The organism is Synechococcus sp. HK01-R, from assembly GCF_014217855.1.
Lineage (GTDB): Bacteria > Cyanobacteriota > Cyanobacteriia > PCC-6307 > Cyanobiaceae > Synechococcus_C.
The window spans coordinates 2,231,026-2,243,824 of the sequence record NZ_CP059059.1; the positions used below are offsets into that span (position 1 = coordinate 2,231,026).

Annotated in this window: 12 protein-coding genes; 9 read left to right on the forward strand and 3 right to left on the reverse strand. The window is 62.7% G+C overall.

From position 1 onward, the window contains the following. Positions 1-2: 2 nt before the first annotated feature. The gene (gene trpS, locus H0O21_RS11955) at positions 3-1,016 is read left to right on the forward strand and encodes a tryptophan--tRNA ligase (RefSeq protein ID WP_185189801.1); all 1,014 of its coding nucleotides are present in this window, start codon (positions 3-5) and stop codon (positions 1,014-1,016) included. Between the two features lie 268 nt (positions 1,017-1,284). Beyond that, entirely contained in the window at positions 1,285-1,941 is a 657-nt protein-coding gene (locus tag H0O21_RS11960; protein WP_255441024.1) for a glycoside hydrolase family 104 protein, read from the forward strand. Between the two features lie 7 nt (positions 1,942-1,948). Here the strand turns inward: H0O21_RS11960 and H0O21_RS11965 are convergent, their stop codons facing one another. Beyond that, complete coding sequence (locus H0O21_RS11965; RefSeq protein ID WP_185189802.1) at positions 1,949-2,338, reverse strand: DUF2752 domain-containing protein; 390 nt, start codon at positions 2,336-2,338, stop codon at positions 1,949-1,951. Continuing rightward, on the reverse strand, positions 2,335-2,640 hold the full coding sequence (locus H0O21_RS11970) for a DUF2605 family protein (protein WP_185189803.1): 306 nt from the start codon (positions 2,638-2,640) through the stop codon (positions 2,335-2,337). Before H0O21_RS11970 ends, H0O21_RS11965 begins: the two co-directional genes overlap by 4 nt. Before the next feature lie 24 nt (positions 2,641-2,664). Here H0O21_RS11970 and thrS point away from each other — a divergent pair, with 24 nt between their 5' ends. From thrS to H0O21_RS12005, 7 genes are all read left to right on the forward strand, one after another. After that, complete coding sequence (thrS, locus tag H0O21_RS11975) at positions 2,665-4,518, forward strand: threonine--tRNA ligase (protein ID WP_185189804.1); 1,854 nt, start codon at positions 2,665-2,667, stop codon at positions 4,516-4,518. Beyond that, on the forward strand, positions 4,515-4,913 hold the full coding sequence (locus H0O21_RS11980) for a DUF1824 family protein (protein ID WP_185189805.1): 399 nt from the start codon (positions 4,515-4,517) through the stop codon (positions 4,911-4,913). The genes thrS and H0O21_RS11980 overlap by 4 nt, the downstream gene beginning before the upstream one ends. Positions 4,914-4,982: 69 nt before the next feature. Further along, positions 4,983-6,032, forward strand: coding sequence for a glucokinase (locus tag H0O21_RS11985; protein WP_185189806.1), 1,050 nt, complete (start codon positions 4,983-4,985; stop codon positions 6,030-6,032). Positions 6,033-6,063: 31 nt separating this feature from the next. Further along, positions 6,064-7,011 (forward strand): homoserine kinase, encoded by a 948-nt coding sequence (gene thrB, locus H0O21_RS11990; RefSeq protein WP_185189807.1) that lies wholly within the window; start codon positions 6,064-6,066, stop codon positions 7,009-7,011. 56 nt (positions 7,012-7,067) lie between these two features. Next, entirely contained in the window at positions 7,068-8,639 is a 1,572-nt protein-coding gene (locus tag H0O21_RS11995) for an NAD(P)H-quinone oxidoreductase subunit 4 (RefSeq protein ID WP_185189808.1), read from the forward strand. A gap of 4 nt (positions 8,640-8,643) precedes the next feature. Further along, the gene (locus H0O21_RS12000; RefSeq protein ID WP_185189809.1) at positions 8,644-10,770 is read left to right on the forward strand and encodes a M3 family metallopeptidase; all 2,127 of its coding nucleotides are present in this window, start codon (positions 8,644-8,646) and stop codon (positions 10,768-10,770) included. Next, entirely contained in the window at positions 10,763-12,253 is a 1,491-nt protein-coding gene (locus H0O21_RS12005) for an arginine repressor (protein WP_185189810.1), read from the forward strand. The genes H0O21_RS12000 and H0O21_RS12005 overlap by 8 nt, the downstream gene beginning before the upstream one ends. 11 nt (positions 12,254-12,264) lie before the next feature. Here the strand turns inward: H0O21_RS12005 and H0O21_RS13695 are convergent, their stop codons facing one another. Next, positions 12,265-12,780 (reverse strand): hypothetical protein, encoded by a 516-nt coding sequence (locus H0O21_RS13695; RefSeq protein ID WP_370523053.1) that lies wholly within the window; start codon positions 12,778-12,780, stop codon positions 12,265-12,267. Positions 12,781-12,799: the final 19 nt, after the last annotated feature.

Below are 12,799 nucleotides of genomic sequence, written 5' to 3' on the forward strand. Positions count from 1 at the left end.
TCATGGTCCGGTCGCGGGTTCTCTCCGGGGTCCAGCCCACCGGAGCCCTTCATCTGGGCAACTGGCTGGGTGCCATCCGCAACTGGGTTGATCTGCAGAACGACCACGACACCTTCGTGTGCGTGGTCGATTTGCATGCGATCACCGTGCCGCATGACCCGGCCCGTCTTGCCGATGACACCCTGACAACAGCGGCCCTTTATCTGGCCTGCGGGATTGATCCAGCGCGCACCACGGTGTTTGTGCAGAGCCACGTGGCCGCCCATTCAGAGCTTTGCTGGCTGCTGAACTGCGTCACACCGCTCAACTGGCTGGAGCGAATGATCCAGTTCAAGGAGAAGGCTCTCAAACAGGGAGACAACGTGTCGGTCGGACTCCTCGACTATCCGGTGCTCATGGCCGCCGACATCCTTCTCTATGACGCCGATCTGGTGCCGGTGGGCGAAGACCAGAAACAACACCTGGAATTGGCCCGCGATATCGCCCAGCAACGCATCAATGCCCGCTTTGGCTCCGAGGATGCACCACTGCTCAAGGTGCCCAAACCTTTGATCCTGAAAGAGGGGGCCCGCGTGATGAGCCTCACCGATGGGCGCAGCAAGATGAGCAAAAGCGACCCCAATGAAGGCAGTCGCATCACGCTTCTCGACCCCCCTGATCTCATCACGAAGAAGATCAAGCGCGCCAAAACTGATCCCCAGATGGGTCTGGAGTTCGACCATCCGGATCGACCGGAGACCGACAATCTTCTCGGGCTCTACGCCATCCTCAGCGGTAAGGGCCGAGATGCGGTTGCCAGCGAATGCGCCTCGATGGGTTGGGGCCAGTTCAAGCCATTACTGGCAGACGCCACCGTGGCCGCCCTCGAACCGATCCAGGCCCGCTACAGGGAGCTCATGAATGAGCGGAGCGAGCTCGAACGGGTCCTCAACCAAGGACAACAACAGGCGGAAGCAGTGGCACAAGCCACGGTTGAGCGGGTGCGCCAGGGACTTGGCTTCCTGGCACGACACTGAACGACCACGGCACCAAGCCAAGCTGATCAATCGATTGAGATTAAAAAAGTTTTCCTAATCCTTAAGCCTTCCTGAGAACTTGGGCGAGCCAAAACCACTGCCCAGGGAAAAGACCGCCCTCCTCACACGCGTCTCACGCGTCTCATTCGCAGACGCGTCTTTGAGTGTTTTGCTAGGCACATCACGAGCCTCTCGTCAAGGGCGGTCGTCGCTCTCTCGCCACGGCCCCTCACTCCGCTGCAAGGTGATGAGCCCTTGAACCGCCGGTTTGCCTTCAGTTCCTGCTTTCAATCGCAAAACCCTTGTTGCCATTGGAGCCGTCAGCGTTCTGCTTCTGCCCTTCGGCCAAGGGCTGCACGCTGAGCGATCCAACGAGCGCCTCCAGCAAGACGATGCGATCCGGACGGGCCTGACCAAGACAGAACAGGTTCAGGACTTGCTGGCAGCCCGCCCTTACCGGATCACCCCCGAGCGCAGGGCCCTGCTCAACACGATCCGCTATGCGGAAGGCACTTGGAAGGACGGTCGTGATCTGGGTTACCGCGTGCTCTACGGCGGCAGCCTCTTCCGCGATCTCTCCCGACACCCGGAGCGGTTGGTGGTGAAGCGTTACGCCAGTGCAGCAGCAGGCGCCTATCAGTTTTTACCCGCGACCTGGCGCCAGGTCGCCCGTGAGTTGAGGCTGCCAAGCTTCGAACCCCAACATCAGGACCAGGCAGCCCTGCGCCTCGTGGAGCGTCGTGGTGCTCTGGAGGAGGTGGATCGCCGCGGCCTGACCCCAAGCGCCATGCATCGCCTGGCCCCCGAATGGGCCTCCTTCCCCACCCATGCCGGCACCAGCGCCTATGGCCAGCCGGTGAAGAGTCAGGCGGAACTGGCCCGCTTTTACTCGAACAATCTCCGGGAGATCCGCCAAGGGGCCTGAGGCCTGCTCAGCCCGGCAAGGGCACTCCGGCCAGCCTCCAGCGGAACAGCCGCATCAGCCAGTAGATCAAAAGCGCCGCCGCCACGGCAGCCGCTGCCTGCCAGCGCCGCCGCCCGAAGCGCAGGGGCCGCCCCAGCAGCCCCTGCCTCCAGCCCAGCCAGCCCAGGCTCAAGACCAAGGGAGGTCCAAAGAGATGCAACTCCAGGGCCTCTCCCAGATCGCCCTGGAGCGTGGCCAGGGCTGATCGGGTCAAGAAGCATGTCGGGCAGGGAACACCGGTCAGGGCGCGCCAGGGGCAACCGGGCAAGAGCAGAGGCAGCCCTTGAGCGCGCAGGCTCAGCAACATCAGCAGAGCGATCGCCGCCAGACCAGCCTTGGGGCGTCGGGGCAGGGTCATCGTGCCGCCTGGGAAATGCGCGCCGCCAGGGCCCAAACATCCATCACCAGCTGATGCCAGGGAGCCATGGCCTCCATCGAGACAGCCATGGCCGTTGGTGAGGCATCCACCAGGGCCCGGGTTGCAGCAATCGCCTTGCGCCCCTCCTCGATCCGGGCTGCCATCACAGCCCGCTCCTCCGACGCCATGACGAGATCGGGGCAGACCGCCAGCAGCTCCTCACCCCGCTGAAACCAGTGGCTGAAATCCTTGAGCAAAGAGTCGAGGAGGCTCTCCAGCAGGGCGTCGGCTTCCGGGTCCATGGCGCTGAATCACACGCCCATAGGATGGCGTCTGTTGTGCATGAACTGGTGAGCAGCGCTGCAGTAACCGCTCCTGCCCAGGCGGAGCACCCCAAGAAAGAAATGGTGGTGCTTCCCAAAACCAGTGAAAGCGAGCAGCTGCTCAAGATCCGCCACTCCATGAGCCATGTCATGGCGATGGCGGTGCAGAGCCTCTTCCCCAAAACACAGGTGACGATCGGGCCCTGGACGGAAAGTGGCTTCTATTACGACTTCGACAGCCCCGATCCCTTCACCGAGGCTGACCTCAAGGCGATCCGAAAGGAGATGATCAAGATCATCAATCGGAAGCTTCCCCTCGAGCGGATCGAGGTGAGTCGCCAGGAGGCCGAAACGAAAATCAAGGCTCAAAACGAGCCTTACAAACTCGAGATCCTCGCGGGCCTGCAGGAACCGATCACCCTCTACACCCTCGGAGATCAATGGTGGGACCTCTGCGCCGGTCCCCATGTCGCCAACACCAGTGAACTCAACCCCAAGGCCTTTGCCCTAGAGAGCGTTGCCGGTGCCTATTGGCGGGGTGACGAGAAGAATGCCCAACTCCAAAGGATCTACGGCACCGCCTGGGAGACTCCGGAACAACTGGCTGAACACCAGCGCCGCAAGGAAGAAGCCCTGCGCCGGGATCACCGCCGCCTTGGCAAGGATCTCGATCTTTTTTCGATCGAAGATGAAGCAGGTGCTGGCCTTGTCTTCTGGCATCCGCGTGGTGCCCGCATGCGCCTGCTGATCGAAGACTTCTGGCGTCAGGCCCATTTTGAAGGCGGCTACGAGCTCCTCTACACCCCCCATGTCGCCGACATCAGCCTCTGGAAGACCTCAGGCCATCTCGACTTCTACAGCGAGAGCATGTTCGGCCCCATGGAGGTGGATGAACGGGAATACCAGCTCAAACCAATGAACTGCCCGTTCCATGTGCTCACCTATGCCAGCAAGCTGCGCAGCTATCGCGAACTACCAATCCGCTGGGCTGAATTGGGCACGGTGTATCGCTACGAGCGGCCCGGGGTGATGCATGGCCTGATGCGCGTGCGTGGCTTTACCCAGGACGATGCCCACGTGTTCTGCCTGCCCGATCAGATCAGCGATGAAATCCTGCGCATCCTGGATCTCACCGAGCGGATCCTCTCCACGTTTGATTTCCGTCACTACGAGATCAACCTCTCCACACGCCCAGACAAATCGATCGGTGATGATGCCGTCTGGGAGCTGGCCACCAAAGGACTGGTGGAGGCCCTGGAGCGCAAGGGATGGGATTACAAGATCGATGAAGGCGGTGGCGCGTTTTACGGCCCCAAGATCGATCTGAAGATCGAGGATGCGATCGGCCGGATGTGGCAATGCTCGACGATCCAGCTCGATTTCAACCTGCCGGAACGCTTCAAGCTCGACTACATCGCCGCCGATGGCAGCAAGCAACGCCCGATCATGATTCACCGGGCGATCTTTGGTTCGTTGGAACGGTTCTTCGGGATCATGACCGAGAACTACGCCGGTGATTACCCCTTCTGGCTAGCTCCTGAGCAGGTGCGCCTGCTGCCTGTCACCGATGAGGTGCAGCCCTCCGCCGAACAGATGCTGGAGCAGCTCACAGCCGCTGGAATTCGGGCCACGGTTGACCGCAGTGGTGATCGACTCGGCAAGTTGATCCGAAGTGGTGAACAGATGAAAATCCCCCTTCTCGCGGTGATTGGGGCCAAAGAGGCCGAGCAGGGAGCCGTGAGTCTGCGCAGTCGACGGGATGGTGACCTTGGCGTTGTGGATCGCGACGCGCTGATTGAGGCAGCAAGGCAGGCCAATCAAAACCGTCACACCTCCCTGACGCTGCCTCGCTCATGAACGAGTCCCACATCCAACGCATCAGTGATCTGACCCCGCTGCGCAGTGCGCCCAGCCTCAGTACTGAGCAAACCAGCGTTCTGCGGGCAGAACTAGCCCGGGAGATGGGCGCCTACTCCTGGTTCACCGTGGGCGTGATGGCGACCAGCGCCGCCGAGGCGCTCCGCAGCCTGCGCCAGCTCGAGACAGCCTGCGGCTGGGAACCGATGCGTCTTGAAGGCGAATGCAAGGCCGAGGACGGCGTCTTTCTTAAGGCCAATCAGTCCAGCGGCATGGTCCGAATCCGAGCTGAACAGGGGCTTGGAGAGGGGATCTTGATCAGCGGTCATCAGCAGGAGCAGGGCGCGGCAGGTCCCACCTGGGGCCCCTTCCCCCTTGATCTGTTCACCACCTGATTCAGCTCCGAGACTTGCCGATTGCCGCCAAGCTGATCAGCTTTAGGACAAAGAGATCCATCCGAGGCAATGGCGCAGAGAACCTATCTGGCCGGTGATCTCGGAGGCACCAAGACCCTGCTCTCGCTGTTCACCAGCGTTGATGGTCAGCTTCAGGCCCTGGAAGGGCAGCGCTACGCATCGGCAGAGTGGACCTCCCTTGAGGCCATGCTCACTCACTTTCTTGAGGGGCTGCCGTCAGAGCTGGAACGGCCTGCGACCAGCTGTATCGCCGTGGCCGGTCCCGTACAGAACGGTCAGGCCAAGCTGACCAACCTTCCCTGGGAGATGAGCGAAGCCTCGCTCTGTGCCGCCACAGGGCTGGAGCGGCTGGAGCTGGTGAATGATTTCGCCGTGCTGATCCATGGCCTCCCCCACTTCAGCGACAGCCAGCAGGTGGTGCTGCAACCCGGGCAAGACGGATTGAACGAGCCAGGGGCCCATGGCGGCAGCGTGGCCATCCTTGGGGCAGGCACAGGCCTTGGCATGGCCAGGGGCATCCCCGGCCCCCAGGGCTGGATTGCCCTGGCCAGCGAAGGAGGACATCGGGAATTTGCTCCACGCACGGAGCAGGAATGGGCCCTCAGCCGCTGGCTCATGGCGGACCTCGGCATTGATCGTCTTTCGATCGAACGCATCGTGAGTGGCACAGGTCTGGGGCATGTCATGCACTGGCTCCTGCAACAAGAGCAACGCGAGCATCCCCTTCACAGGATCGCCAGAGCCTGGCGCACCATTCCTGCCGAACAGCCCGGACATCAGGATCTGCCTGCCCACACCGGCAAGGCCGCAGCAACTGGCGACCCGCTTGCCCTGGCCGCCCTGGAGCTCTGGCTCGGGGCCTATGGGTCCGCTGCGGGGGATCTAGCCCTGCAGGAACTGTGCAGCGGCGGGCTTTGGGTCGGCGGTGGCACCGCGGAAAAAAACCTCGCTGGCCTCCGGTCTCAGCACTTCCTGGCCCCCCTTCGTCGCAAGGGACGGTTTCAGCCCTTCCTGGAGAGCCTGACCATTCGGGCCGTCATCGACCCGAATGCCGGACTGTTTAGCGCCGCCTGCCGAGCGCGGGCCCTGGACGCCTAAGTGAGACACTGGCTTCAATAGGACAGTAGGGATGGTGCAGCCGCGCATCGGCCAAACGGTGGTGGTGGACGTACCGGCCACCACAGCCAACATCGGACCTGGGTTCGACTGCCTGGGGGCCGCCCTCGACCTGAACAACCGCTTCACCATGCGCCGAATCGAAGGCGACGGGGAGCGGTTTGAACTGATCATCGAAGGCCAGGAGGGCAGTCACCTTCGCGGTGGGCCCGAGAACCTCGTGTATCGCGCCGCCCAGCGGGTCTGGAAGGCCGCAGGGGAGGATCCGGTCGCCTTGGAAGCACGGGTCAGACTTGCTGTACCACCGGCGCGAGGCCTCGGAAGCAGCGCCACGGCCATCGTTGCGGGACTGGTGGGCGCCAATGCCCTGGTGGGAGAACCCCTGAGCCGGGAAAAACTTCTGGAGCTGGCCATCGACATTGAAGGCCATCCCGACAATGTGGTTCCTTCCCTCTTGGGGGGCCTGTGCATGACCGCGAAGGCTGCCTCCCAACGCTGGCGTGTCGTGCGCTGCGAGTGGCTCGCGTCGGTGAAGGCCGTGGTGGCCATTCCGGCGATTCGGCTGAGCACCAGCGAGGCACGACGGGCGATGCCCAAGACGATTCCTGTTGGCGATGCCGTGGTGAATCTGGGAGCACTAACGCTGTTGCTGCAGGGCTTGCGCACGGGCAACGGCGATCTGATTTCCGATGGCATGCACGACCGGCTGCACGAGCCCTACCGCTGGCGGCTGATCAAAGGCGGCCAAGAGGTGCGACAAGCGGCCCTCAAGGCCGGAGCCTGGGGCTGTGCCATCAGCGGAGCCGGCCCCAGCATTCTGGCCCTCTGTTCGGAAGGGGTGGGCCCTGCGGTCAGCCAGGCCATGGTGAAGGCGTGGGAAGCGGAGGGGGTGGCCAGCCGTGCCCCGCTCCTGAGCCTCCAGACCACGGGAAGCCATTGGCAGGCCAAGGAACCTGAGTAGATCTACTCAACAGCCCCCCTGGGGCTGATAAGTTCAATCACAATCTTTCAGTCGCCATGGACGTCAACCTGCCCCTGTCGGTTGCGTCCCAGACGGCGTTTCCCTGGCTGTCCCTGATCGTGCTGTTGCCGGCGGTCACAGCACTGGTCATGCCCCTGCTGCCAGGGGATGACAGCAATCCCTCCCCCTGGCCCCGCAACCTCGCCTTGACGGTGCTGGCCGTGGATTTCATTTTGATGGTGGCCGTGTTCAGCCGCCTGTTCGATCGCCTCGATGGCGGACTGCAACTGGTGGAGCGGGTCAGCTGGCTGCCAGTGATCGGTCTTGAGTGGTCTCTCGGAGCTGACGGTCTCTCCATGCCTCTGGTGGTGCTCAGCGGCCTGGTCACCATGCTCTCGGTGGCGGCAAGCTGGAAGGTTGAGCACAAAGCCAAGCTTTACTTCGGCCTTCTCTTGGTGCAGGCCTCAGCCCAGGCGCTGGTGTTCCTGTCCCAGGACTTCCTGCTCTTCTTCCTGGCCTGGGAACTGGAGTTGGTCCCCGTCTATCTGCTGATTGCGATCTGGGGGGGCCAGAACCGCCAGTACGCCGCCACCAAATTCATCCTTTACACGGCCCTGGCCTCTCTGCTGATCCTGATCAGCGGCCTCGCCCTTGCCCTCTCCGGCGACAGCTTCACCCTCAACCTGAGCGAACTCGCCCAACGCTCCCCTGGCGGCAGCTTTGGCCTGCTCTGTTACTTGGGCTTCTTGGTGGGATTCGGAGTGAAACTGCCGATGTTCCCTTTGCACACCTGGCTACCCGACGCCCATGGAGAAGCCAATGCACCGGTCTCGATGCTCTTAGCCGGCGTGTTGCTGAAGATGGGCGGTTATGCCCTGCTCCGCTTCAACGTTCAGATGCTGCCGGAGGCCCATCTGGTGCTGGCGCCAGCCCTGATCGTCCTCGGGATTGTCAACATCATCTACGGCGCTCTCAACGCTTTCGCCCAAGACAACGTCAAGCGACGAATTGCCTGCAGCTCGGTGAGTCATATGGGCTTCGTGTTGCTGGGCATCGGCGCTGTGGATGCACTCAGCCTCAGTGGCGCGATGCTGCAGATGATCAGCCATGGCCTGATCGCCGCCGCCATGTTCTTCGTCACTGGCAGCTTTTACGAGCGCACCAAGACGTTGTCGATCCCCAACATGGGTGGTCTGGCCAAGGTGTTGCCGATCACGTTTGCCTTCTTCCTGGCCAGCTCCCTCGCCTCCCTGGCTCTCCCGGGGATGAGTGGCTTCATCAGCGAAATCACCATCTTTCTGGGCATCACCAGCCAGGAGCAGTTCACAACCCTGTTCCGGGTGATCACCATCGTGATCGCCGCCATCGGTCTCGTGCTGACCCCGATCTATCTGCTCTCCCTCTGCCGGCGGGTCTTCTTCGGCCCACGCATCCCGGCCCTGGCCTTCGTGGACGACATGAATCCCCGTGAATTGGTCATCGGTCTCACCCTGCTGGTGCCAACACTCACCATCGGCATCTGGCCACGGGTCGCCATGGACGTCTACGAAGCCTCCACCGATGCCCTCGCGGAAACCCTCTCCAGCCATAGCCTGATTGCACTGAGCAACTGGCTCCCTCTCGGCTGACCCCATGCAAGAGACCCGCGAACCTGCCCTGCTCGCGGGCCAGGGACTTCCCAACTACCACGACGTCACCGCTGATCAGGTTCGGGAGTCGATCCCGGCCCTACTGGAGCAGCTGACCAAGAGCTTTGCCGACCTAGAGGCCACTCTCGAGAAGCAACTGAACGGCTCCGATCCACTCCCCTGGGACGCGGTGATGCCGCCCCTGCACGCGATCGGCGAACAACTTCGCTGGAGCTGGGGAGTGGTCACCCATCTCAACGCCGTCTGCAACACTCCCGAACTACGGGAAGCCCATGCCTCCCAGCAGGCGGATGTGGTGCGCTTCAGCAATCGCCTCGGCCAGAGCAAGGTGCTGCACCGTGCCCTCGAAGCGCTCCAGGCGAACGCAGCCCAGCCCCTCGATCCTGCCCAGCAACGCATTCTCCAAGCCGAACTGCTTTCCATGCAGCAGCGGGGTGTGGGCCTGAGTGGGGAACGGCAGCAGGCGTTCAACTCCACCAGCGAACGGCTGGCGGAACTCTCCACCCAATTCAGCAATCACGTGCTTGATGCCACCCAGGGCTGGAGCCTGGTTGTGCACGAGCGGGAGCGCCTAGCCGGCCTTCCCCAGCGCGCCCTCGACATCCTGGCCGCTGCGGCCAAGGAGGCAGGAGATCTCCACGCTGACGGGAGCGAAGCCAACGGAGAACGGGGCCCTTGGCGCTTGGGACTCGACATGCCGCGCTTCCTTCCGGTATTGACCCATGCAGACAATCGACAGCTGCGCGAAACCCTCTACAGAGCCCATGTCAGCCGCGCGAGCCAAGGAGAGCTCGACAACACCCCTCTGATCGAGGAAATCCTCAGTCTCCGCCGTGAGCAGGCGATCCGGCTCGACTACAGGCACTGGGCGGAACTTAGCCTCGCCGGGAAAATGGCCGAGGACGTGGATGCCGTGGAGGGGCTGCTGGAGGAACTGCGTGCGGCCGCCTACCCAGCAGCCCTGCGGGAACTTGACGACCTGCAAGCCTGCGCCCTTCACCATGGTGCGCCTGAGGCGGAGTCTCTGGAACCCTGGGATGTGGGCTACTGGTCGGAAAAACTGCGACAAGAGCGCTTCGACCTGAACCAGGAGGCTCTGCGCCCCTGGTTCCCACTGCCACAGGTGCTTGAGGGTCTATTCGAACTCTGCGAACGCCTCTTCCGCATCCGGATCAGCGCCGCTGACGGTGAAGCGCCGATCTGGCACCCGGATGTGCGCTTCTTCAGGGTTGCAGAACAGGACGGAACGCCTTTAGCAGCCTTCTATCTCGATCCCTACAGCAGGCCCGGCAGCAAGCGGGGCGGTGCCTGGATGGATGAATGCCTCAGCCGCCAACCGGATGGAGAGGGTGGCTGGATCCTGCCGGTGGCCTATCTGATCTGCAACCAGACCCCCCCCAACGGCGACACTCCAAGCCTGATGAGCTTCGAAGAGGTCGAAACCCTCTTCCACGAGTTCGGCCACGGGCTCCAGCACATGCTCACCACCGTGGAGCATCCACAGGCGGCGGGCATCAACAATGTGGAGTGGGATGCCGTGGAACTGCCCAGCCAGTTCATGGAGAACTGGTGCCTCGACCGCAGCACCTTGATGGGAATGGCACGGCATTGGCAAACCGGGGAACCCCTGCCAGAAGAGGACTTTGAGAAGCTGAAGCAGAGCCGCACCTTCATGGCAGGTTTCGCCACCCTGCGCCAAGTGCATTTCGCTCTCAGCGATCTGCGGCTTCACAGTCTCTGGACACCGGAGCTGGGACTGAGCCCCGACCAGATGCGACGGCAGATTGCAGAAACCACCACCGTGATCCCTCCGATTGCGGATGATCACTTCCTCTGCGCCTTCAGCCACATCTTCGCCGGTGGCTATTCGGCTGGTTACTACTCCTATAAATGGGCGGAAGTGCTCAGTGCCGATGCCTTCGCTGCCTTTGAAGATGCAGGTCTCGATCTCGAAGACGCTGTGCAGGCCACTGGAGAGCGCTTTCGCAACACCGTCTTGAGCCTCGGCGGCAGCCTCTCGCCCTCTGCTGTGTTCGAGGCGTTCCGGGGCAGAGCGGCAAGCACGGACGCCCTGATTCGCCACTCCGGCCTGGTGACGAGCCATGCCTGAACCCCTCTCCATCTCGGAGCACTGGGGTGAGCTGGCCGAGGACCGGACTGATCAGGCCCCTCTGATCAGCCTCAGTACCGCGCTCGAGACCAGCTGGTTGCGGCAGGGCATCCGCCGCGATGCGTTTCTCGGGGAGCTTCTCAAAGGTCTGCATCAGCGCCGTCTGGTGCCACTGCTGGCGATGCTTCCCCGTGGCTGGCGCCTTGCCCCGGCTGCCCTGCCCGAGCGCCTGCAGGGAATTGGCTCCCTACTCGAGCAGGGACTGGTGAGTCCGCTGCTGCTGGGGGCCCTCGCCGATGATCTGCAACATCTGATTCCGCACCCCCAGGAGCACGATTCCCATCTGGATGGGCTCGATCGCTGGTGCGCCCGCGACATCAGCACGCCGGCCGGCGTGCCGCTGCCTCTACCGCAATCCCTTCAGGGATGGCAGGACCTAGCCAGACAATTGGATGAAGGGGATCAGGACTCTGGGGCTGAATCCCTCGCGGGTCCCCTCCCTGAGCCAAGTTTCGGATCCCTGGGTGCGGGCCTGGTCTGGCGGAACCATGGCCTTCAAGCCCTGCAGAACGGTCGCTGCCGCTCAGCCAACCGGGTGATGGCGCAGGTCTTCAATGCTCTTGGTGCCAACGGCTTACCCAACCGCTCCGGTGCCGCGTCCGAGCCCTACCAGTTCGAGGGTATGGATCGACCGAGACAGCTGGTGGCTTGGCTCCAGCAGCATGGATGGCACTGCCGCGGCCGCATCCGGGCCAGTGTGGCCAGCTTCGGCCTCGGTGCCAGTTGCCCCTCGGAGAGCGGCGTCTGGCAGCAAGTCCCCCTGGCGGTGCCCTACCGAACCGGGCTGATGCGCCACGGCCTCGAGATCGAATCGTTACTCCCCCATTGCAGCCTCGAACTGGAGCTGCAAGCACCGGAGGGGGAGGCTCCGGTGCTGATGCAGTACTACCAGGGCACTGAGGGGCTGAATGGCTGGGCGCCCCTCAATGATCTCGAGCGGCCCTGGCAAAACGATCGTCAAAACGGCACCGTTGCCTACCCGGGGGAGGCGTTTGAAGACGATCAGCTTGGCCTGGCCCTTGATCTCTGTGATCTGATGGCCGCGGTGCACAACAGCACAGCCTCGGACGGCCAGCTCCGCTTCGGCGGTTATGGAGCCCTTGGATTCTGCATTGACTCCACCGCGCTCCTCGAACAGGCGATGACGGGGCGCAGCAATCTCTTTCCCCTCACCCTTGGTGGGCTGTGGCGGGAACGACTCGGACTTCAACTTGAAAAGCTGCTCGACGCCGGCCTACGCCCCGGACAGCAGGGAGACCAGGAGGATGTCGTTTCGCGCTACCGCCAGGCCCTCGAGCAACTGCCCCAGGACCTGAGTGTTCAGGGTGAAGCCTGCATACGAGCCGAAGCACGGCTCATTCGCTGCCAGCCCCGTCACAGCCCCTTCCTGAGCATTCGGCGACTCAATGGCGAATTGATGTAGACAATCAATCCTCAGGCAGAGGTGAGCTCAAGCTCTCGCACGATCTCTCGCACCACCTGGGATCGGTCGGCAACGCTGAACGGACCGGACGCACCATTGTGGTTCATGCCCTCGATGCTGATGCGATGCAACGAACGGGTGCGCTGCCAGCGATTCCAGTTTGAGAGTGGCAGCAGAGGAAGAGGGCCTGGATAGGCCAGCCGTCCAAGGGCAGCCACCGGATCCCGGCTACCACCCACCTCCTTCGCCAGGGTGTTGTAGCTGGCCCGCCAGCGCTGGGCGAACAGCAGGCCAATCAGCACAAGAGCAAGGCTGAAACCGGGAGCACTCACCAGCAGCCCTTCTCTCAAAGAAACGCCGTAGCGCGCCTGGAGCAGCAGGAGCCCATTGAAATGCATCCAACCCAGCAGGCTCACCGCGATCAGATCGCTACGTAAGGGGCAGCCACCAGGACGTAAAACAATCCTGGCCAAAGAGCTGCCAGCCTCCGGTTCGCCAGGGTGATCAGCAGATTGGCGTTGATGCATCAATGCTGCCAACGGCAGC